The sequence below is a fragment of the Campylobacter sp. CH246 genome (assembly GCF_004378835.1).
GTDB lineage: Bacteria > Campylobacterota > Campylobacteria > Campylobacterales > Campylobacteraceae > Campylobacter_D > Campylobacter_D jejuni.
Genome location: NZ_RYYA01000004.1, coordinates 1 through 21,450, shown reverse-complemented (window position 1 = coordinate 21,450; position 21,450 = coordinate 1). Strand labels below are relative to the sequence as shown.

General features: G+C 31.5%; 22 protein-coding genes. 12 read left to right on the top strand and 10 right to left on the bottom strand.

What is annotated here, in order from left to right:
- Genes greA through ELQ06_RS04025 form a run of 7 tightly spaced genes read left to right on the top strand, consistent with a single transcriptional unit; the run spans window position 1 to window position 6,642 of the window.
- Window positions 1-486, top strand: a complete 486-nt coding sequence (gene greA, locus ELQ06_RS04055; RefSeq protein WP_002858660.1) for a transcription elongation factor GreA — start codon at window positions 1-3, stop codon at window positions 484-486.
- A 9-nt stretch (window positions 487-495) separates the two neighbouring features.
- Window positions 496-1,254: a UDP-2,3-diacylglucosamine diphosphatase gene (locus tag ELQ06_RS04050; protein WP_323468681.1), complete on the top strand. Its 759-nt coding sequence runs from the start codon at window positions 496-498 to the stop codon at window positions 1,252-1,254.
- Window positions 1,247-2,203 carry a chemotaxis protein gene (locus ELQ06_RS04045; RefSeq protein WP_002857365.1) on the top strand — a complete coding sequence of 319 codons (957 nt, stop codon included), beginning with the start codon at window positions 1,247-1,249 and terminating at the stop codon, window positions 2,201-2,203. The genes ELQ06_RS04050 and ELQ06_RS04045 overlap by 8 nt, the downstream gene beginning before the upstream one ends.
- Window positions 2,204-2,206: 3 nt before the next feature.
- Entirely contained in the window at window positions 2,207-4,516 is a 2,310-nt protein-coding gene (locus ELQ06_RS04040; RefSeq protein ID WP_002857311.1) for a chemotaxis protein CheW, read from the top strand.
- Between the two features lie 4 nt (window positions 4,517-4,520).
- Window positions 4,521-5,042, top strand: a complete 522-nt coding sequence (locus ELQ06_RS04035) for a chemotaxis protein CheW (protein WP_002826355.1) — start codon at window positions 4,521-4,523, stop codon at window positions 5,040-5,042.
- The gene (gene serB, locus ELQ06_RS04030) at window positions 5,042-5,665 is read left to right on the top strand and encodes a phosphoserine phosphatase SerB (RefSeq protein ID WP_014516927.1); all 624 of its coding nucleotides are present in this window, start codon (window positions 5,042-5,044) and stop codon (window positions 5,663-5,665) included. The genes ELQ06_RS04035 and serB overlap by 1 nt, the downstream gene beginning before the upstream one ends.
- A complete protein-coding gene (locus ELQ06_RS04025; RefSeq protein ID WP_134237471.1) occupies window positions 5,665-6,642 on the top strand; it encodes a transaldolase in 978 nt (325 codons plus the stop codon). The genes serB and ELQ06_RS04025 overlap by 1 nt, the downstream gene beginning before the upstream one ends.
- Here the strand turns inward: ELQ06_RS04025 and ELQ06_RS04020 are convergent, their stop codons facing one another.
- From ELQ06_RS04020 to ELQ06_RS03975, 10 genes are all read right to left on the bottom strand, one after another.
- Entirely contained in the window at window positions 6,643-7,065 is a 423-nt protein-coding gene (locus tag ELQ06_RS04020; protein ID WP_002851686.1) for a hypothetical protein, read from the bottom strand.
- The gene (gene carB, locus ELQ06_RS04015) at window positions 7,062-10,331 is read right to left on the bottom strand and encodes a carbamoyl-phosphate synthase large subunit (protein WP_052797880.1); all 3,270 of its coding nucleotides are present in this window, start codon (window positions 10,329-10,331) and stop codon (window positions 7,062-7,064) included. Before carB ends, ELQ06_RS04020 begins: the two co-directional genes overlap by 4 nt.
- Window positions 10,332-10,590: 259 nt before the next feature.
- Window positions 10,591-11,340 (bottom strand): rod shape-determining protein MreC, encoded by a 750-nt coding sequence (gene mreC, locus ELQ06_RS04010; RefSeq protein ID WP_044261123.1) that lies wholly within the window; start codon window positions 11,338-11,340, stop codon window positions 10,591-10,593.
- Window positions 11,330-12,370, bottom strand: coding sequence for a rod shape-determining protein (locus ELQ06_RS04005; RefSeq protein WP_002857495.1), 1,041 nt, complete (start codon window positions 12,368-12,370; stop codon window positions 11,330-11,332). The genes mreC and ELQ06_RS04005 overlap by 11 nt, the downstream gene beginning before the upstream one ends.
- An 11-nt stretch (window positions 12,371-12,381) precedes the next feature.
- Window positions 12,382-13,605 carry an ATP-dependent Clp protease ATP-binding subunit ClpX gene (gene clpX / locus ELQ06_RS04000; protein ID WP_002874131.1) on the bottom strand — a complete coding sequence of 408 codons (1,224 nt, stop codon included), beginning with the start codon at window positions 13,603-13,605 and terminating at the stop codon, window positions 12,382-12,384.
- Window positions 13,598-14,389 (bottom strand): acyl-ACP--UDP-N-acetylglucosamine O-acyltransferase, encoded by a 792-nt coding sequence (gene lpxA, locus ELQ06_RS03995; protein ID WP_002859836.1) that lies wholly within the window; start codon window positions 14,387-14,389, stop codon window positions 13,598-13,600. Before lpxA ends, clpX begins: the two co-directional genes overlap by 8 nt.
- The gene (fabZ, locus tag ELQ06_RS03990; protein ID WP_002857452.1) at window positions 14,389-14,829 is read right to left on the bottom strand and encodes a 3-hydroxyacyl-ACP dehydratase FabZ; all 441 of its coding nucleotides are present in this window, start codon (window positions 14,827-14,829) and stop codon (window positions 14,389-14,391) included. The genes lpxA and fabZ overlap by 1 nt, the downstream gene beginning before the upstream one ends.
- Window positions 14,830-14,923: 94 nt before the next feature.
- Window positions 14,924-16,015: an epoxyqueuosine reductase QueH gene (locus ELQ06_RS03985; RefSeq protein WP_002884620.1), complete on the bottom strand. Its 1,092-nt coding sequence runs from the start codon at window positions 16,013-16,015 to the stop codon at window positions 14,924-14,926.
- Window positions 16,015-16,470 (bottom strand): thioredoxin-dependent thiol peroxidase, encoded by a 456-nt coding sequence (gene bcp, locus ELQ06_RS03980; RefSeq protein ID WP_002869710.1) that lies wholly within the window; start codon window positions 16,468-16,470, stop codon window positions 16,015-16,017. Before bcp ends, ELQ06_RS03985 begins: the two co-directional genes overlap by 1 nt.
- Complete coding sequence (locus ELQ06_RS03975) at window positions 16,467-16,673, bottom strand: 4-oxalocrotonate tautomerase family protein (protein WP_002860331.1); 207 nt, start codon at window positions 16,671-16,673, stop codon at window positions 16,467-16,469. The genes bcp and ELQ06_RS03975 overlap by 4 nt, the downstream gene beginning before the upstream one ends.
- A 176-nt stretch (window positions 16,674-16,849) precedes the next feature.
- Here ELQ06_RS03975 and ilvE point away from each other — a divergent pair, with 176 nt between their 5' ends.
- The 5 genes from ilvE to ELQ06_RS03950 form a co-directional block, all read left to right on the top strand.
- On the top strand, window positions 16,850-17,764 hold the full coding sequence (ilvE, locus tag ELQ06_RS03970; protein WP_002878924.1) for a branched-chain-amino-acid transaminase: 915 nt from the start codon (window positions 16,850-16,852) through the stop codon (window positions 17,762-17,764).
- A gap of 12 nt (window positions 17,765-17,776) precedes the next feature.
- Window positions 17,777-18,865: a prohibitin family protein gene (locus ELQ06_RS03965; RefSeq protein ID WP_002865651.1), complete on the top strand. Its 1,089-nt coding sequence runs from the start codon at window positions 17,777-17,779 to the stop codon at window positions 18,863-18,865.
- Between the two features lie 12 nt (window positions 18,866-18,877).
- Window positions 18,878-19,408, top strand: a complete 531-nt coding sequence (locus ELQ06_RS03960) for a DUF2393 domain-containing protein (RefSeq protein ID WP_002868730.1) — start codon at window positions 18,878-18,880, stop codon at window positions 19,406-19,408.
- Window positions 19,408-19,917 carry a DUF2393 family protein gene (locus tag ELQ06_RS03955; RefSeq protein ID WP_032582592.1) on the top strand — a complete coding sequence of 170 codons (510 nt, stop codon included), beginning with the start codon at window positions 19,408-19,410 and terminating at the stop codon, window positions 19,915-19,917. The genes ELQ06_RS03960 and ELQ06_RS03955 overlap by 1 nt, the downstream gene beginning before the upstream one ends.
- 112 nt (window positions 19,918-20,029) lie before the next feature.
- A partial coding sequence (locus ELQ06_RS03950; protein WP_134237470.1) for a cache domain-containing protein occupies window positions 20,030-21,450 on the top strand: 1,421 nt, incomplete at its 3' end.

Genomic DNA, 21,450 nt, shown 5'->3' with positions numbered 1-21,450 from the left:
ATGCAAAAAGAACCAATGAGTCAATTTGGCTATGATAAGTTAGCCGCAGAATTAAAAGATTTAAAAGACAATCAACGCCCTGCCGTTGTAATAGAAATCGATACAGCAAGAAGTCATGGGGATTTGAAAGAAAATGCTGAATACCATGCTGCAAGAGAAAAGCAAGCTTTGATAGAAAGTCGTATTGCAGAGCTTAGTGACTTGCTAGCAAGAGCTCAAGTGATCGATCCTTCAAGCTATGAGCACGATAGTGTGAAATTTGGTTCAAGTGTTGTGATCATGGATTTGGATACAGAAAAAGAAAGCAAATATACTCTAGTAGGAATTTGCGAAGGAAATTTAGATAAGGGTTATATTTCCATCGCATCTCCAATAGCAAAAGCTATGCTTGGAAAAAAAGAAGGAGATGATTTTAAAGTGCGTTTGCCAAAAGGTGAAAGTGAATTTGAAATCCTTTCTATAAATTATGAGCCTTTGAAATTTTAAGGATAAAAAATTTTACTACAAAATGGAGCGATTTTAATCGCAGATGCTCATGAAAATGAACAAAGAAAGGGATTTTGGGAATTTTTACAAGCCTTAAAAAAAGGTAAAATTTCCACCCCTCAACTCATACTTATGGGTGATATTTTCGATTTGCTTATAGGCGAAATCTCTGCTACACATGAATTTGCTAAACCTTACATAGAACTTTTAGAAGAATTGGCCTTAAAAATTGAAATTATCTACTTAGAAGGCAATCATGATTTTAATCTTTCTTGTTTTTTTAAAAGGGTAAAAATTTTTAACTTACAAGAGCAGCCCATAAAGCTTAATTTGCATACAAGTAAAGGTAATAATCTTGTTTTAAATAATGCTTTTATAAAATTAGCTCACGGAGATATTTTTTTACCACCTCTTTTACAATTTACTCTGAAAACATTAAGAAATCATTATTTGCTTGTATTTTTGAATTTTTTAAATATTACTACTCGTAATTTTATTTCAAATAAAATTCTTCAAAATCAAAACAAAAAAAACCTTTTTTATCAAATAAAAGATTTTGAAAATTTAGCGAAAAAAAGATATGAAAAATATGAAAATTTAGGATTTTGGGTATGTGAAGGACACTATCATCAAAATCATCAAATCAACAAAGAAAACATTAAATATCTTAACTTAGCTAGTTTTGCATATGAGAGAAGTTTTTTTGTAGTAGAATATCAGCAAGAAATCAAATTTCGAGAACAGAAATTGAGGGGTCAAAATGTTTGATGAAAATATCGTGAAAACGGGTTCAAATGAAATGGAGCTTGTCGATTTCCGTATCTTTAAGCAAGGACACGATAAAGTCTATGAAGGAATTTATGGTGTAAATGTTTCTAAGGTAAGGGAGATTATAAAAATCCCAAGCCTTACAGAACTTCCAGGTGTACCTGATTACATCGAAGGTATCTTTGATCTTCGTGGAGTGGTTATACCTGTAGTCAATCTTGCCAAATGGATGCAAATCACTGAGCCAGAAAGCACTATGTTAAAACCTAGGGTTATTATTACTGAATTTAGCAATATCCTTATTGGTTTTATAGTTCACGAAGCAAAAAGAATTCGTAGAATAAACTGGAAAGATATAGAACCAGCAACTTTTTCTACAGGATCAGGTGCTTTAGATAAAGGTAAAATCACAGGTGTAACACGCATTGAAAATGATGAAGTGTTGCTAATTTTAGATCTTGAAAGTGTTGTTGAAGATTTAGGAATTTACGCTCCAAAAACAGATATAGATTTTGGAAAAATAGAAAAATTTACTGGAACAGCACTTATACTTGATGACAGCATGACTGCTAGAAAACGCGTCAAAGAAATGATGCAACAGATGGGCTTTCAAGTTGTTGAAGCTAAGGACGGCGTAGAGGGCATAAACAAATTAGAAGAATTAAGCCAAGTTTATGGTGAAAGTTTAAATGATACTTTAAAAATTATAGTAAGCGATGTCGAAATGCCACAAATGGATGGTTTCCACTTTGCTGCACGCATTAAAGAAGATCCAAGATTTAAAGATATTCCTATAGTCTTTAACTCGTCTTTATCAAATGAATTTATGAATGAGAAAGGTGTTCAAGAAGCTGGTGGAGAAGGCTATCTTGTTAAATTTAATGCTAGCGATTTCTTTAATGAAATTGCTAAAGTTATTAAAAAACATCAATCTCAAGAACAGGGGTAAAATATGGAAGATATGCAAGAAATACTTGAAGACTTTTTGGTTGAAGCTTTTGAGCTTGTTGAGCAAATCGACCATGATTTAGTAGAGCTTGAATCAAATCCAGAAGATTTAGAATTATTAAATAGAATTTTCCGTGTTGCACATACGGTTAAAGGATCATCAAGCTTCTTAAATTTTGATGTTTTAACAAAGTTAACTCACCACATGGAGGATGTTTTAAACAAAGCAAGACATGGTGAATTAAAGATAACTCCAGATATCATGGATGTGGTTTTAGAGTCTATTGATAGAATGAAAACTTTACTTAATTCTATTCGTGATAATGGCAATGATACTGCTATTGGTATGGATATAGAACCAATTTGCGCAAGATTAACAGCTATTTCAGAAGGAGAGTCTCCTGTTGCGGCAACAGATTCAAATGAAAAATCTACTCCACAAGCAGAACCAGAAGCACCAAAACAAGAAACAACTACTCCTGAACCTGAAGTAGATGTTAATCAATTAAGTGATTCTGAAGTTGAAGCTGAAATAGAAAGACTTTTAAAAGTTAGAAAAGCTGAAGATCAAGCTCGTCGCGCACAAAAGAAACAAACAACAAATGCGGCACCTAAACCGACTAACAATACAGCAAATAAACCTGCGGAAAGTGGAGAGAAAAAAGTTCCTGCTTCAGGTAGCAATGCTAGCAGTATGGATCAAACCATACGCGTGGAGGTAAAAAGATTAGATCACTTAATGAATCTAATTGGGGAGCTTGTTTTAGGTAAAAACCGTTTGCTTAAAATTTACGATGATGTTGAAGAGCGTTATGAAGGAGAAAAATTCCTTGAAGAACTTAATCAGGTTGTAAGTCAATTAAGTATTATTACAACTGATGTTCAGCTTGCTGTAATGAAAACAAGAATGCAACCTATAGCAAAAGTTTTCAATAAATTCCCAAGAGTTGTTCGTGATTTGAGTCGTGAATTAGGAAAGCAAATAGAACTTGAAATTACAGGTGAAGAAACTGAACTTGATAAATCTATCGTAGAGGAAATTGGCGATCCTATCATGCATATGATTAGAAATTCATGTGACCATGGTGTTGAGGATCCAGCAACTCGTGCAGCTAATGGAAAACCTGAAAAAGGTATAGTTCAACTTAAAGCTTATAATGAAGGCAATCACATCGTTGTAGAAATTACAGACGACGGTAAAGGACTTGATCCAAATGGCTTAAAAGCAAAAGCTATAGAGAAAAATTTGATTACCGAAAGAGAAGCAGATCAAATGACAGACAAAGAAGCTTTTGCTTTGATTTTCAAACCTGGTTTTTCAACTGCGGCTAAAGTAACAAATGTTTCAGGTCGTGGCGTAGGAATGGATGTTGTTAAAACCAACATCGAAAAACTAAATGGGGTAATTGAAATTGATAGTGAGTTAGGTAAAGGAAGTTCGTTTAAACTTAAAATTCCTCTTACCTTGGCAATCATTCAATCTTTACTTGTAGGAACTCAAGAAGAATTTTATGCAATTCCACTTGCAAGCGTTCTTGAAACAGTTAGAGTACCAATTGATGATATCTATACTATCGAAGGTAAAAATGTATTACGCTTAAGAGATGAAGTGCTTTCCCTTGTGAGACTTTCAGATGTATTTGGAGTTAAACAAGTCCTTGAAAGCGGTGATCAAACTTATGTCGTTGTTATAGGGGTAGCAGAAAGCAAGCTTGGTATTATAGTAGATACTCTTGTAGGACAAGAAGAAATAGTTATTAAATCTATGGGTGATTATTTACAAAATATCCAAGGTATAGCAGGAGCTACAATCCGTGGTGATGGTAGAGTGACATTAATCATCGATGTAGGTGCTATGATGGATATGGCCAAAGAAATTAAAGTTGATATTAAAGCGCAATTAGAATCAAGTGCGAAAAAACCTAAAGAACAACCAAGTGATTATAAAGTCTTAATTGTAGATGATTCTAAAATGGATAGAACTTTAATGCAAAAAGCTTTAGAACCACTAGGAGTTAGTTTAGTTGAAGCAACAAATGGTGTTGAAGCATTGAATATTATAAAATCTGGCGAACATGATATTGATGCAATGCTTATAGATATCGAAATGCCAAGAATGGATGGATACACCTTAGCTGGTGAAATTAGAAAGTATTCTAAATATCGTAACTTACCACTCATTGCAGTTACTTCAAGAACAAGTAAAACTGACCGCTTAAGAGGTGTTGAAGTGGGTATGACTGAATATATCACTAAACCTTATTCTCCAGAATACTTGGAAAATGTGGTTAGAAAAAATTTGAAACTAGGATAAGAATATGAGTAATGAAAAATTAGAGCAAATTTTGCAAAAACAGCAAACTCAGATGGCTGGTCCTGATGTCGATCAAAGAGAAGATGATATCATCCAACTTGTCGGCTTTGTAGTTGGAGATGAGGAATATGCGATTCCAATTCTTAATATACAAGAAATCATCAAACCTATAGAATATACTAGAGTTCCTAGTGTACCTGATTATGTTCTAGGGGTTTTTAATATGCGTGGTAATGTTATGCCACTCATTGATCTAGCTCAACGCTTTCATTTAGGAAGTTCTAAAATGACACCTCAAACAAGATATATTGTTTTAAGAGGTGAGACAAATGGAACTGGAGTTGGAGGAAATGCTGGTTTTGTTATAGATAGATTAACTGAAGCAATTAAAATTCACAGAAACAGAATCGATCCACCACCTGAAACTTTAGTTAAAGACAAAGGTATGATTTATGGTATAGGAAAAAGAGATGAAAATATCTTAACTATACTCAAAGTAGAAGCTTTACTTAAGCGCGAATTTTAATGATTAAACTTTGTGTTTTTGACTTTGACGCTACTTTAATGGATGGTGAAACCATCGATATTTTAGCTACAGCGCATGGCAAGGGTAATCAAACAAGCGAAATTACCCGCCATGCCATGGCTGGAGAGCTTGATTTTTTCGAAAGTCTTCAAAAACGAGTAAGCCTTTTAAAAGGTATGTCTTATAAAAAAGTTTTAGAATTAGGTAGCACACTTCCACTAATGCATGGAGCACATGAACTTATCCAATATTTAAAATCTAAAAATATACAAATTGTTATTTTTAGCGGTGGTTTTCATGAAGGCATAAATCCTGCTATGCAAAAACTTGGAATTAACCTCGGTTTTGCAAATTATCTGCATCATAAAAATGACATTTTAACAGGGCTAGTTGGTGGGGAAATGATGTTTTCAAATTCAAAAGGCTTAATGCTACAACGATTAAAAAGCTTTTTAAATTTGAAAACAGATGAAGTGATGTGTGTTGGCGATGGGGCAAATGATTTGGCAATGTTTAACGAAAGTGGATTAAAGATTGCATTTTGTGCTAAAGAAATTTTACGTTCTCAAGCTGATATTTGCATAGATATAAAAGACTTAAAAGAAATAATAAAGGTAATATAATGAAAAATTTTTCTCTTTGGTGTGATTTTATAGAAAATAGTTTTTTAGATAATGAATTTTTAAATTTATTATCACATGGAATTAATGGCGCTACTTCAAATCCTGCTATTTTTAAAAATGCTATTTTAAATTCTCCAATTTATAAAGATAAAATTCTTAAATTAAAAGGAAAAAAAACAAAAGATATTTATGAAGAATTAGCAATTTCTGATATTCAAAAAGCAGCTGATAAATTAGCTCCTCTTTTTTATCAAAAAAACGATGGATTTATAAGTATTGAAATAGATCCAAGACTTCATGATAACACGACTCTTAGTTTAGGCGAAGCTAAAAGACTTTATAGTGCTATTAGCAAAGAAAATGTAATGATTAAAATTCCAGCTACAAAAGCTTCTTATGAAGTAATGTATGAACTTATGAAAAATGGTATTAGCGTCAATGCTACCTTAATTTTTTCTCTTGAACAAAGTCAAAAATGTTTTGAAGCTTTAAATGCAGGTTTAGTCGAATTTAGAAAAAACAATATAGCCTTAAAAGAACAAAATACTAGAACACCACAAGCTGTTGTAAGTATTTTTGTAAGTCGTTTTGATAGACTTTTAAATCCTAAAGCCAAAGAGCAAAATCGTATTGGAATTTTAAATGCAAATTTAGCTTATAACAATATCTACTCAAAAAATGAACCTAATATTCGCGCCTTGTTTGCAAGCACTGGAGTTAAAGGAGATGATCTGCCAAAAGACTATTATATTAAAGAACTTCTTTTTGAAAATTCTGTTAATACTGCTCCTCTTGATGCAATAGAGGCATTTAAAGGAAAAATGGATTTTAAAAAACCTTTAATGAATTTTGAAATTTATACAGAACTTAATCAAATCATTTCTCAAAGTGAACGAGAAAAAGCTTGCAATGATTTATTAAGTGATGGCCTAGAGCAATTTTGTATTGCTTTTGAAGATATTTTAAAAGCTCTTTAATTAACGTATTTTTATCATTTTATTCTTTGAAAGTTTTAATATTTTTGATGGGATATTTTCGAAAAATTTCTCATCAAGTATTATATCAGCAACACTTCTAGCCCATTCTTCATCAAATTCTTTTCCATGCTTGTTTGCCGAAGATGAATAAAAATAGCCATTTTTACTTAAAAAATTCGCATGTTTACACTCTTTCACAATACGAATGGCCTGATTATTTGGATAAATAAAAGTTGTTTTTTTAGAACGACGTACTAAATTTTTAAAAGATTTTGGAATTCTTGCTAAACTTTTTAACTCGCAAAATTTCGCAGAAGTGATTAAGCAAGGTTGGTTTTTATCCCTACCTTTTAAAGCATTAATCTCTTCTAAATTTTTACTTAAAAATCCTACCGTAGTATCTGTTTGAGCTAAATAAATCAAGATTTAAGCCACTCTTGCAAACTCTTTACATCTAGGCAAGATTTACTCTGTATAGCTTTAATTGATTTTGCACCTGCTAAAGCTGATCGTAAATTTGTAAAATAAGGTATTTTAAAACGAATAATATTTTCACGAATTTTTTTCGTATCACCTTTAAAACTGTGACTATCGCTTGTATTGATAACTAAGTGAATTTCCCCATTTTTCAATTTATCTTCAACATTGGGGCGTCCTTCTGAAATTTTATGTACAAGTTCGCACTCAAAACCACTTTCTAAAATTTCCTTACAAGTTCCCCCTGTTGCCATAAGCTTAAAGCCAAGCTTTACATATTCTGCAGCGATTTTTTTGGTATATTTTTTATCCTTATCTTTTAAGGAGATAAATACCACGCCTTGCTCTGGAAGATGATTAAACGATGCGATTTGACTTTTTGCGTAAGAATTTGCAAAATCCTTACTTATACCCATAACTTCACCTGTTGAACGCATTTCAGGGCCTAATTCTAAATCACTTCCACTAAGTTTTGCAAATGGAAATACTGCTTCTTTTACACTCATATATTTTGGAGTTTTAGGGCGTAAAATTTTAGTATCAAAATTAACCACTTTAAAAGTATCATAAAATTTTAAAGCTTCTTTTAAATTTCCTTGCCACATCACACGCGTTGCCACTTTTGCTAAAGGAATACCCGTAGCTTTACTAACAAAAGGTACGGTACGACTAGCTCTAGGATTTACCTCTATCATATAAAGCTCATTATTATGTAAAGCAAATTGTATATTTAAAAGCCCTACAACTCCCAAATTTAAAGCAATATCTGCGGTTTTTTGTGCAATAAATTCTTGCATTTTTTCATCGATATTGCAAGGCGGCAAAGAACAAGCACTGTCACCTGAATGAATTCCTGCTTCTTCTATGTGCTCCATAATTCCTGCAACATAAACATCTTTGCCATCACAAATCGCATCAACATCAATTTCTGTAGCATTGTCTAAAAACTGATCGATCAAAACAGGGCTTTTATCGCTTACATCCACAGCTTCTTGCATATAGAGTCTAAGTTCAGCCTCATCATTTACCACGCGCATCGCACGCCCACCTAAAACATAACTTGGTCTTACAAGCACAGGATACCCTATATCACTAGCCTTAAGCACTGCTTCTTCTACGCTTGTTGCAGTAGAATTTTTTGGCTGATTGATACCTAGCTTTGTAATAAATTCGGCAAATTTCTTTCTATCTTCTGCCATATCAATTACTCTTGCGCTAGTACCTATAATCTTAGCTCCAAAAGCACTTAAACGCTTAGCAAATTTCAAAGGAGTTTGTCCACCAAAATGCACAATCACTCCATCAGGTTTTTCACGCTCAATCACCGCTCTTAAATGTTCGAAATCAATAGGCTCGAAATACAAAATATCACTTGTATCATAGTCAGTCGAAACGGTTTCAGGATTACAATTATACATAATAGTTTTAATACCCATATCTTTAAGCGCAAAAGAAGCATGTACGCAAGCATAGTCAAATTCTATACCTTGTCCTATACGGTTTGGCCCCCCACCTATAATCATCACTTTTTTTTCTTTTTTATCCTTAGCATCGTTTTTACTTTGAGTGAGTTCGCTTACATTGATACTTGAATAAAGATAAGGAGTTAAGGCTTCAAATTCACCCGCACAAGTATCCACTTCACTAAATTCTGCGATGATTTTTTGCTTCATTCTTGCATAATAAATATCATTTTGGCTTAATTCTAAATTATCTTTCAAATTTACAAGCAAGGCTATCATTTTATCTGAAAAGCCCATAGTTTTTGCTTTTCTCAAAAGAGCCTTATTGTTTAAAATATCCATATCAATTTGTTCTTCAAAATCTACAATTTCTTTAATCTGTGTTAAAAACCAAGGATCTATTTTACAAAGCTCATAAAGTTCTTCTACGCTAAAACCTTCCCTAAAAGCTTGAGCAACATAAAGTAAACGCTTTTCATTGGCATTGCGAATTTTAAAAACAAGATCATTTCTATCTTCAAATTTTACCCTATCAAAACCACTTAAAGAACGCTCAAGCGAACAAAGTGCTTTTTGTATACTTTCTTTAAAAGTGCGTCCTATAGCCATTACCTCACCCACACTTTTCATAGCTGTACCTAAAGTTGTATTTGCTCCTGGAAATTTTTCAAAGGTAAAGCGAGGAATTTTTGTTACAATATAATCAATCACAGGCTCGAAAGATGCAGGAGTTCCTGTAATATCATTTTTAATCTCATCTAAACTAAAACCTACCGCCAAAAGTGTCGCAACCTTTGCTATAGGATAACCCGTTGCCTTAGAAGCTAAAGCACTTGATCTTGAAACTCTTGGATTCATTTCTATAACTATCATTCTTCCATTTTTTGGGTTGATAGCAAATTGCACATTACTTCCGCCTGTATCTACACCAATTTCACGCAAAATAGCAAAAGAAGCATTACGCATAACTTGATATTCTTTATCCGTCAAAGTTAATGCTGGAGCTATTGTAATACTATCTCCTGTATGAACTCCCATAGGATCGATATTTTCTATGCTACAAACTATGATACAATTATCCGCTCTATCGCGTATAACTTCCATTTCATATTCTTTCCAACCTAACAAACTTTCTTCAATCAAAATTTCATGAATAGGTGATAAAGCTAAAGCAGTATTGGCAAGTTCTTTAAATTCGTCCATATTGTAAACCACGCCACTTCCAGCACCCCCTAAAGTATAAGAAGCACGGATCATCAAAGGAAAGCCGATTTCATCTACGGCTTTTAAAGCTTCGTCATAATTATACGCATACATCGATTTTGGCAAATCCATGCCAATTTTTTTCATACATTCTTTAAAAACCTGACGATCTTCGCCTTTTTTAATCGCCTCAGGATTTGCGCCTAAAAATTTCACATCTCCTAAAAGTCCGCTTTCATAAACTTCCATAGCAACATTTAACGCTACTTGTCCACCCATAGTTGGCAAAATTGCATCAATTTTTTCTTTTTTAATAATACTTAAAATACTTTCTTTTGTTATGGGTTCTATATAAGTCGCATCTGCAAATTCGGGATCTGTCATGATGGTTGCAGGATTTGAGTTGATTAATACTACACGATATCCTAATTCTTTTAAAGTCTTTGCGGCTTGAGTTCCAGAATAATCAAATTCACAAGCTTGTCCTATCACGATAGGACCACTTCCTATAAGTAAAATGCTTTTAATATCTGTTCGTTTTGGCATAAATTTTCCTAAGAGCATAAATTTGGGCTGATTATAACAAAAATTAGTTTTATAAACTTTGAAATTATCGATATAATTTAAAAAATAAACACTCTGCTTTTAATCTAGGAAATAATACATAAATAAATTTAAGATTTTTTATAAAATTCTCATTCGATTATAAAAATTTATTTGATAATTTAACAAAATTTTTAGCATTAAACAAAGTTATAATAATTAGCAAAAATATAGAAAATTTTTAAAAAGTCTAATCCTTGACTTATAAATTATCTACTACATATAAATAAGCAGGAATACTAATCTTAACATAAGGCTTTACTTCTACACTTTGATACATATCTTCATCATTAACTCTATTCACAATACCGACAGGTATATCTGAAAAGAAAATATTATCAAGTCCACTTGTTAAAATTTCATCTCCGATATTAATTTTTGCCCATTTTGGAATAAATTTAACCACAATCCTGCCATCTTCACCTTGGATTAAACCTGGAGCTTTGGATTTTCCTATATAAACAGAAAAAACACACTGATCATCACCTTGTAAAAGAGCCATTGCTCTACCATTTTTATTAATAGCTATACCTGCGGTATATCCTTGATATATCAAACCACGATTTTTACCAACGGGAATTTTACTCCAATCTAACCATAATTTTTTATAATCATTCAATTGAACATAAGAAATAACTCTAGTTAAAGAAACTTGAGGTAAATATTTTGTAGAATTTTGATCTTCTAAAATACGATTTAATTGATTTGCAAAACTAGTTACCTTTACAGCAATATCTTCTAATTCTTTATTTCTAGCTTTTAGTTGCTGAATTTGATTTGCTTGATTAAAGTGTTCTGAAATTTTTTTTCCCAAATAATCTTTAATATTATAAAAATTACCTATAACAAAATCATTAACACGGAGAACATTTTGCTTGATAAGTCCTCCATAATAAAAAGATATAAAAACCAAAAAGGCCAAGACAAGAACATAAAAAATCTTATTCTTCATTGGTTAATTGTTGCAATAATGAAATTTCCTCTAAAGCTTTACCCGTTCCTTTTGCTACAGCTAAAAGCGGTTCATCTGCGATATAAACTGGCAAACGTACAATTTCACTTAAGTATTTATCAAAACCACGAATCAATGCTCCACCACCTGTTAAAACTACACCATTTTCTACTATATCACTTGCTAAATCAGGCGGCATCATTTCAAGAACCATTTTTAAAGCATCAGCAATTTCTTTTAAATACTCACGCATTGCTTCTCTTACATCTTCACTTGTAAGTTCAATACGACTTAAAAGTCCACTTACTTGATCGCGTCCTTTTACCACCATAGAAAGTTCTTTTGGAAGTTGTATTGCTGAACCTATAGTGATTTTGATCTCTTCGCCTGTTCTTTCACCTATGATAAGATTGTATTTTTCTTTTACATAATTAACTATACTCATATCAAGCTTATCTCCAGCCGTACGAATAGACTTTGAAATCACAAGTCCACCCAAAGAAATCACTCCAATCTCAGTAGTTCCACCCCCTATATCTACTACCAAATTTCCTTTAGGCTCTTGTATAGGTAAACTTGCACCAATAGCTGCTGCCATAGGCTCTTCAATCAAAAATACCTCTCTTGCACCTGCGCTTAAAGCACTTTCTCTTACCGCTTTTCTTTCTACTTGAGTTAAACCATAAGGAACAGAAATGATAATTCTAGGACGTAAAAAACTTTTTCTACGGTGTGTTTTTTCTATAAAATAGCGGATCATTTTTTCAGTCATATCAAAATCTGCAATCACGCCATCTTTCATAGGACGAATAGCTTCGATATTGCCTGGAGTTTTTCCCACCATATCTTTAGCTTCTTTACCTACGGCTAAAATTTTTGCTTTGGAACCATACCTTTCTCTTTCAACTGCCACAACAGAAGGCTCATTTATCACTATACCCTTATCTTTTACCAAAACTAGCGTATTAGCTGTTCCTAAATCAATCCCCATATCACTAGAAAAAAATCCTATAAGTTGATCTAATATCATTTCTATCCTTTTTAACTTATTTTTCTTTTTATTAATAATGCCTTTGCATTGTCTTTAACAACTTCTTTGGTTATTACAATATCATAGTTTTTATACTCTGGTAACTCAAACATTAAATCTACCATCATTTCTTCTATAATACTTCTAAGCCCCCTAGCCCCTGTTTTTCTCTCCAATGCAAGCTGTGCGATAGCTCTTAGAGCATCTTCTTCAAATTTTAAATTTACCCCATCAATAGCAAAAAGCTTTTGATATTGCTTAATAATGGCATTTTTAGGTTCAGTTAAAATTCTTACCATATCTTCTTCATTAAGCTCATTTAAAGATGCAATCACATGCAAACGACCTATAAGCTCAGGAATCAAACCAAAATGAACCAAATCATCAGGTTCAATTTTCTCAAGTAAAGCTTTATTTTCTTCTTTTGCATCATCAAAAAAACCTACAACTTTATCTCCAAGTTTTCTTTTTAAGATAGTTTCCAAACCATCAAAAGCTCCACCACAAACAAATAAAATATTTGAAGTGTCAATTTGTATAAACTCTTGATTTGGATGTTTTCTCCCCCCTTTTGGTGGAATATTTACCAAACTTCCTTCGATAATCTTAAGTAAAGCTTGTTGCACACCCTCTCCACTTACATCACGAGTAATAGAACGATTTTCACTCATTCTGGCAATTTTATCAATCTCATCAATAAAAACTATACCTTTTTGAGCTCTTTGCACATCTCCATCTGCAGCTTGTAAAAGACGTGTTAAAATATTTTCTACATCCTCACCTACATATCCTGCTTCAGTTAAAGAAGTTGCATCACAAATTGCTATAGGTACATCTAAAAATTTAGCTAAAGTTTGCGCCAATAAAGTTTTTCCACTTCCTGTTGGCCCAACAAGTAAAATATTTGACTTAAAAAGCTCTGTATCATCATCTTGAAGTTCAGCTTTAAAAAGTCTTTTATAATGATTGTATACTCCAACACTAAAAACTTTTTTAGCTCTATCTTGTCCTATGACATAACGATCTAAATAAGCTTTTAATTCTTTTGGAGTGATATCTTTAAATTCTGTATTATAACTTTGTTTAGGTTCTTTAAATTCTTTTTCTTCTCCATAAATAATACTATAAGCACCTTCAACGCAATATTCACAAATAAAAGCATCATCATTTTCATTTGCTAAAATTCTTCTTTGTGGATTCTCCACTTCATTGCAAAAACTACATTTTCTAGGCATTATTTTTACCCCTATAGACAGGAATTCCACGCTTTGTTTCTAATATAAAATGGCACATTTTTTTAACATTTTCACTTTCTTGATTTTCAAGCAAATTTTTAGCATTTTCTTTTAAATCTCCTTGTCTAAATAAAGTTTTAAAAGCTCTACTAAGTCTATCTACTTCATCTTTATCAAAACGACGACGAGTACCTACTAAATTTAAACTTCTAATACTTGCACGATTTCCTTCTGCTAAACAAAACGGTACTATATCCTGAGAAAGTGCACTTGCTCCTGCTATCATACAACCCTCACCTACTTTGACAAATTGATGAATAGGTGTAAGCCCGCCTACAACCGTAAAATCTCCAAGCTCTACATGTCCTGCCAAAGTTGCATTATTAGCTAAAATAATATTATTACCTAAAAGACAATCATGAGCAATATGACAATAAGCCATAATAAAAGCATTATCGCCTATACGAGTAAAACCATCTCCTTTAGCTGTACCTGAATTTATCGTTGCAAATTCTCTAATAGTTGCATTTTTCCCTATAACAACACCGCTTTTTTGCTCTTCTTTATAAGATATGTCCTGAGGAATATCGCCTACTATAGCATAAGAAAATACACGAGAATGATCACCTATAGTTGTATCTGAAAGAATTCGAGCACCTTGTTTGATGACAACATTATTACCTATTTTAGCATCTTTGCTTACATAAGCATAAGCTTCTACTACAACATCGTCACCAAGTTGTGCACCCTCTTCAATCACCGCACTTGGATGAATTTTTTTCATTATTTATCCACTATCATAGCTTTAAGCTCGGCCTCTGCAACTAAATTTCCATCTACAAAAGCTTGCCCTTTAAAAATCCACATATTACCACGATTTTTAACCACGCTCATTTCATAATCAAGCCTATCTCCAGGACGCACAGGATTTCTAAATTTTGCTCCATCTATGCCTGTGAAATAAACTACTTTACTTTTTGGATCCACTTTATCTTCCATACTTTCAAAAGCTAAAACTCCACCTGTTTGAGCCATACCTTCTAAAATCAAAACTCCAGGATAAATAGGATGCCCTGGAAAATGTCCCATAAAAACATGATCACTTATACTGATGTTTTTATATCCTAGCACCACTTCTTTAACTTTTAATTCTGTAATTTTATCTACCAGTAAAAAAGGATAACGGTGTGGTAAGATTTCTTGAATTTGCATTACATCTATCATTATTAAATTAACCTTGAAAACAATTAAAAATTTTATTATATAAAAAAATCATTAAAAATTATATTAACAAAAAAAGTTTTTCTTAATAAATTTCTTAAATTTTTACAAGCACCTCTTGATTATCATGATAAATTTCACTTTTTGCTATCACTTCATATCTTGAAGGTAAAATATTTTCGAGGATGATAATAGGACTAAGATTATAAGTTCCAAACAATTTATTACGCCATTTAATTTCTGCTTGAACACTTAAAGGTTTTTTTAAAAAATCTTCAAAATTTTTCCATTTGTTTTTAAAAAATGCATTAAAACGCCAAAATTCCACTAAAACTATTTCATCTTTAGTACTTCTATAAAAGCCTTCTTTTAAATTTTGTTTTAAATTTTCCTCATCCAAAGAAAATCTTGTATAAGCGTTTTTAAAATGCGAATAAAATAAAATATGAGATTTAACGGGCTTTTTATCTAATTTTATCAAAGCACTTAAAAGACGATAATTTAAAAATTTCTCTCTTAAAATTTCAAATTTTATACCTTTTTTTTCCCATAAAACTACTTTTTTATAAAGAGCTATTCTTGCTTCTATACTTGCAGGTAAAATTTGCTTATTTACAGGAGACATTAATTCATCAATAAAATTCTTATCTTGTTTTTGTTTTTTAAGCCCATAAATGCAGCCGCAATAGTTTTGATGATAAAGCATTTCCTTTTTTGCTAAAGCAAACTGTCTTTGAGTACCGCCATTTTTACGAAAATCAGGAGCTAAAAACTCTACTCCATAAGGCTCACATTCTTTTTGTAAAGCATTTTTTAACTGTTCTAAATCTTTTTTAGGGCTGGTTAAAAGCGTAGTAGTAAGCTTTTTTTCTCCTATTTTAGCAGCAAATTTAACACTAGATCCCATTCTTACATCAAAGCAAATTTCACACCTTGCACCCTTTTCAGGCTCATCTTCATAACCACGCACAGCATTAAGCCATTTTTCATACTCATACTCACCTTTATAAAGCTTAATACCAAGTTTATCACAAGATCTTTTTACATCTAAAAATCTTAGTTCGTATTCGCTTAAGGGATGGATATTTGGATCATAAAAGTATCCTATAATTTTTTCATCAGGATAAGTCTTTCTAAGTTCTTCAATAAAATAATGACTATCCACACTGCAACAAATATGCACTAACATTAAAGACTTTCAAGCACTTTTAAAGCATGATCTTTTACACGAACATTACTATAAATTTGAGCAATCTTACCTATTTCATCAATAACAAAAGTAGAGCGAATAAGACCTTCGTATTCTTTTCCGTAATTTTTTTTAAGCCCCCAAGCTCCATAAGCTTTAGCAACTTCTTTTTCACTATCGCTAAGTAAAATATGTTTTAAATCAAATTTAGAGATAAATTTTTCATGACTTGCCACGCTATCAGGACTGATACCAATAATCACTGCATTTTTACCACCAAATTTATCATAATTTAAACTAAAATCACAAGCCTCTGTAGTGCAACCTGGAGTATTATCTTTTGGATAAAAATACAAAATCACCTTTTTGCCAATAAAATCTTTTAATGCTATTTTTACCCCATCTTGATTTAAAAGCTCAAACTGAGGTGCTTTATCTCCTATGTTTAAACTCATTTACTTGCCTTTGCTTTGATAGCTTCAACGCTTTCTCCGCCAAAGCCTATGTCATAATTTTCTACATCTTCTAAAACCACCACAACTCTTTCTTTACTTTTATTATATTTCGTGCTTAAAAGTTTGGTAATATCAGCTATAAGCTCCGCTTTTTGTTCCTTGCTTAAAGACGGCTTTGCTAATTTAATATTTACCAATGGCATAATTTCTCCTTTTTTAACGATAATTTTTCATAATTATTTCAAAAAATACCTAATATTTTTTTTAACAAAAAACCTTAATTTAATAAAAGCTTATTGTTAGTATATTTTTGATAAAATCCCGATTTATTCTTAAAATAATATTTTTTAAGAAATAAACAACTATAAAAGGTAAAAAAATGATCTCAGCAGATAAAATTTGGATGGATGGAAAATTAGTTGATTTTAAAGATGCAACTTTGCACTTTTTAACCCATTCTTTGCATTATGGCAATGCTGTTTTTGAAGGAACTAGAGCCTATAAAACAGATAAAGGCTTAGCAATTTTCAGACTTGAAGATCACACCAAAAGACTTTTAGAGTCTGCAAAAATTACTCTTTTAAATTGTCCTTTTTCTCAAAAAGAGCTTGAAAATGCACAAATTGAACTCTTAAAAGCAAACAATTTTAAAAGCAATGTCTATATCCGCCCTTTGATTTTCTTAGGCGATGGAGTTATGGGACTTTATCATATAAAAGCTCCTGTAAGAGTTGGAATTGCAGCTTGGGAATGGGGTGCTTACCTTGGAGAAGAAGGTTTAGAAAAAGGCATAAAAGTAAAAATTTCGTCTTTTGCAAGAAATAGTGTTAAATCATGCATGGGAAAAGCTAAAGCAAGTGCAAATTATCTTAACTCTCAAATTGCAAAATTTGAAGCTATTGAAGCAGGCTATGAAGAAGCTTTAATGCTTGATGAAGAAGGTTTTATCGCAGAAGGAACAGGAGAATGTTTCTTTATTGTAAAAGACGGGGTTTTAATCACACCTCCAAATGATTTTTCTTTAAAAAGCATTACTCAAAATACAGTGCTTAAAATAGCTCATGATCTTGGTATCACTGTGCTTCGCCAAAGAATTTCAAGAGATGAAGTTTATACTGCTGATGAAGCATTTTTTACCGGAACAGCCGCTGAAATCACACCTATTAACAATATTGATGCAAGAATAATAGGAAATGGTTTAAGAGGATCTGTAACTAAAAAACTTCAAGATGCTTATTTTGATGTAGTTTATGGACGCAATGAAAAATACGCATCTATGCTAACTTATATTTAAAAAAGGAAATAAATGCCAGCTGATTTGAATGATTATTTCAATAAAAAAAATGGAAATTCTAACAATAACGGAAACAACAACCGTCAAAATTTCAATTTCAAAGCACCAGAATTTAATTTTAAAGGTTTTGGGAAATTCTCTCCATTTGTTTATGGGGTGATTATTATTATCTTATTTTTAATCGTTGCAAAACCTTTTATGGTAATAAATTCTGGAGAAATGGGGATTAAATCAACAACAGGTAAATATGACCCAAATCCATTAGAACCAGGACTTCACTTTTTCTTACCTTTTGTACAAAAAATAACCATAATCGATACTAGAGTAAGACAAATCAACTATGCTTCTATAGAGGGAAGTAATGAAAATTTATCTTCAGGTTCAGGTGTTATTAATAAAAATAGTATTTCTGTACTTGACTCTCGTGGATTGCCTGTATCTATTGATGTTACAGTACAATACCGCTTAAATCCTCTGCAAGTTCCTCAAACTATAGCTACTTGGAGCTTAAATTGGGAAAATAAAATTATCGATCCAGTTGTTCGTGATGTAGTGCGAAGTGTTGTAGGAAAATATACAGCCGAAGAACTTCCTACTAATCGTAATACAATAGCCGCTCAAATAGAAGAAGGTATAAGAAAAACCATAGAAGCCCAACCAAACGAACCTGTAGAACTTCGCGCTGTACAACTTAGAGAAATTATTTTACCTTCAAAAGTAAAAGAACAAATCGAACGCGTGCAAATTGCAAAACAAGAGGCTGAAAGAACCAAATATGAAGTAGAAAGAGCTAATCAAGAAGCCTTAAAAAAAGCTGCCTTAGCTGAAGGGGAAGCAAACGCAACCATAATCAGCGCCAAAGGTAAAGCTATGGCTGTTAAAATAGAAGCAGATGCGCAAGCTTATTCTAATAAAGAAATCGCAAACAGCCTAAACACTCCTTTATTAAATTTAAAGCAAATTGAAACTCAAAAAGAATTTAATGAAGCCTTAAAAGTCAATCAAGATGCTAAAATTTTCTTAACTCCAGGTGGAGCAGTGCCAAACATTTGGGTTGATACCAAAGATGCTAAAAAGCAAAGTTCTGCCAACATAAACTAAAAGGATACGCAAGTGGAGAAACTAAGAGAAATTGTGCTTTTTTACACTACTCATTTATATTTAGTAGATTATATGCTGATTTTATTAGTTTTTTTTCTCTTCACTTGTGTTTTACTTCTTTGCGTATTTTTACGCCATAGACCTATAGCAGCACTTTTTATTATTGCATTTGATATTATTATTTGTTTTTTAGTTTATATCTATGGGTATAAACTAATAGACAATGAAGTAAGAACTCGAAAAACCGCTATTACAGATCAAAAAATGATACAAAGCTCAAATGATTTAATTGTTGATTTTAACATTACAAATAATTCAAAAAATAATTTTAAAGAATGTAAAATTACAGCTAAAATTTTTGCAGATAAAATACCTAATGATAATATCATAGAAGAATATAAAAAGAAATTTATCCCTTTTAGACAAAAAAGTAGAGAAATTAAAGATCTAAAGAAAAACGCAACCCAATTTCAAAGAATTGCTTTTGAAAATTTTAACTATGAAAATAACTATACCATACGCTTAGTTTCGGAGTGTTTTTAATGCATTTTACAATTTTTCATATTATAGCTTTTATCATTTTACTTATTTGCTTTGCCTTGATTTGTATTTTAATCTTTCTAAAAGTCAAACAGAAAGAAATGGCTTTGATTTCTTATACCATAGCTACTATTTTTACCGCACTTTTGATATATTCTATTTTTCTGACAATCAATCAATTCACCACTCAAGCCGATCTTAGCAAACTAACCTATACAAGAGATCTAAGACATGAAAGCGTTATAGTAAACGGAAAAGTTCAAAATCTTACTAAATTTGAAATCAAAAAATGCTATTTGATACTTAGCATATTAAACCAACAACAAGTAGGAGGTGAAATTTTCAATGATAAAAATATCCGTAACGCTAAAATGCAAAATACAAGTGTTTCTTATACTATAGAAATCATAGACACACTCCCGGGTAATACCTATAAAGAATTTAGAGCTAGCGTTCCTTTTCCTCCAACTTTTAATAATCCTGAATTTTATCACACCTTAAAATGTATTTGATATTGTTAAATAGTTTTAAAACATCTATAAAAAATAATTTTATATTAATTTTATTTTTTTTTGATATGCTAACGAGCTTTATTTTTAGTAAAAAATTTATGTGAGGTTTTTCATGTTTAGACTATCGAGCGTTAGTTCAAAACTCTTATTATCAGTTGCTATTAGTGTTATTTTAGCTATAGCTCTTATGATTGCTATTGTTTCTTTTCAAGTTGCTTCATATTCAGAAAAAGAAGCCAAAGATACTATTTTATTATCTTCAAAAAGATATGTGAATTATATACAAGGTATTTTAAATGAAGAAGTCACACTAACCAAAGGAGTTGCTACATCGTTAAATGAAATGTTTCAAAATAATGATCATGTAAATATCGATTTAATTGAAAGTCTTATAAAAAATACTTTTGATAGTAGTCACTATGCAGCATATACATTTCTCTATTTAAAAGATACTACTGTATTAAGTGATATGCAGAATGTAGATAAAAAATATATTAGCCCAGATGGAAAAACTTTTTCTATGATATTTTTTGATCAAATAGCAGAAAAATCTGGTGGAATAACTACTATTTCAACTCCAAACAATTTCTCTCAATTAAATCTAATACAAAATATCGAACAAAATGCAAAATATGGAGATAAAGACTCTGTTTTTGTAGGTTCTCCTAGAAAACTTAATTATGATAATAATGAATTTTTAGGTATAAATTTCGGTATGCCTATTTTTAACAATAAGGGCAAATTTATTGGAGTTATAGGATATACTATAGATTTACTAGAAATTTCCGAGACTATATTGGATCCAAAATTCGACTTTTTTGAAGGGGATCTAAGATTCTTAATGAACGATCAGGGTATTATTGCTATTCATAAAAATAAAAATGCAATTTTAAAAACTTTATTTGATATTAACAAAGATCAATCTGCTCAATTAATTGTTGAGGCAGTTAAAAACCATAAAGATGAAATCTTAGATAATTATATTGCCTCAACAGGAGATCTTAGTTATGCTAGTATCTCTTCATTTAGCACTTTAGGTAATTCTAGTCATTGGAGTGTAATTGTAACAGCTCCTAAAAAATCAGTTTTAGCCCCTTTATATAAACTACAATATATTATTATTAGTGTTGCTATAATAGCACTAATTGCTATTTTGGCTGTTGTGTACTTTTTTATAAGAAAAATCATAGGCTCTAGAATTCCTCTTATACTTAAGTCTTTGGAAAATTTCTTTCGCTTTTTAAATCATGAAAAAATAGAAGTTCAGACAATTGAAATTAAAGCTAATGATGAATTGGGCAAAATGGGTAAAATTATCAATGAAAACATTCTTGCTACTAAAAGAGGTTTAGAACAAGACAATCAAGCCGTTAAAGAATCAGTTCAAACCGTATCAGTTGTAGAAGGTGGTAATCTAACAGCAAGAATTACTGCTAATCCAAGAAACCCACAACTGATTGAACTTAAAAATGTTCTAAATAAACTTCTTGATGTTTTACAAGCTAGAGTAGGTTCTGATATGAATGCTATTCA

Excerpts from the sequence above, each read along its gene's own strand:
- greA (WP_002858660.1), top strand. The coding sequence starts at position 1 with ATGCAAAAAGAACCAATGAGTCAATTTGGCTATGATAAGTTAGCCGCA.
- ELQ06_RS04045 (WP_002857365.1), top strand. The coding sequence starts at position 1,247 with ATGTTTGATGAAAATATCGTGAAAACGGGTTCAAATGAAATGGAGCTT.
- ELQ06_RS04040 (WP_002857311.1), top strand. The coding sequence starts at position 2,207 with ATGGAAGATATGCAAGAAATACTTGAAGACTTTTTGGTTGAAGCTTTT.
- ELQ06_RS04035 (WP_002826355.1), top strand. The coding sequence starts at position 4,521 with ATGAGTAATGAAAAATTAGAGCAAATTTTGCAAAAACAGCAAACTCAG.
- serB (WP_014516927.1), top strand. The coding sequence starts at position 5,042 with ATGATTAAACTTTGTGTTTTTGACTTTGACGCTACTTTAATGGATGGT.
- ELQ06_RS04025 (WP_134237471.1), top strand. The coding sequence starts at position 5,665 with ATGAAAAATTTTTCTCTTTGGTGTGATTTTATAGAAAATAGTTTTTTA.
- carB (WP_052797880.1), bottom strand. The coding sequence starts at position 10,331 with ATGCCAAAACGAACAGATATTAAAAGCATTTTACTTATAGGAAGTGGT.
- mreC (WP_044261123.1), bottom strand. The coding sequence starts at position 11,340 with ATGAAGAATAAGATTTTTTATGTTCTTGTCTTGGCCTTTTTGGTTTTT.
- ELQ06_RS04005 (WP_002857495.1), bottom strand. The coding sequence starts at position 12,370 with ATGATATTAGATCAACTTATAGGATTTTTTTCTAGTGATATGGGGATT.
- clpX (WP_002874131.1), bottom strand. The coding sequence starts at position 13,605 with ATGCCTAGAAAATGTAGTTTTTGCAATGAAGTGGAGAATCCACAAAGA.
- lpxA (WP_002859836.1), bottom strand. The coding sequence starts at position 14,389 with ATGAAAAAAATTCATCCAAGTGCGGTGATTGAAGAGGGTGCACAACTT.
- fabZ (WP_002857452.1), bottom strand. The coding sequence starts at position 14,829 with ATGATAGATGTAATGCAAATTCAAGAAATCTTACCACACCGTTATCCT.
- ELQ06_RS03985 (WP_002884620.1), bottom strand. The coding sequence starts at position 16,015 with ATGTTAGTGCATATTTGTTGCAGTGTGGATAGTCATTATTTTATTGAA.
- bcp (WP_002869710.1), bottom strand. The coding sequence starts at position 16,470 with ATGAGTTTAAACATAGGAGATAAAGCACCTCAGTTTGAGCTTTTAAAT.
- ELQ06_RS03975 (WP_002860331.1), bottom strand. The coding sequence starts at position 16,673 with ATGCCATTGGTAAATATTAAATTAGCAAAGCCGTCTTTAAGCAAGGAA.
- ilvE (WP_002878924.1), top strand. The coding sequence starts at position 16,850 with ATGATCTCAGCAGATAAAATTTGGATGGATGGAAAATTAGTTGATTTT.
- ELQ06_RS03965 (WP_002865651.1), top strand. The coding sequence starts at position 17,777 with ATGCCAGCTGATTTGAATGATTATTTCAATAAAAAAAATGGAAATTCT.
- ELQ06_RS03955 (WP_032582592.1), top strand. The coding sequence starts at position 19,408 with ATGCATTTTACAATTTTTCATATTATAGCTTTTATCATTTTACTTATT.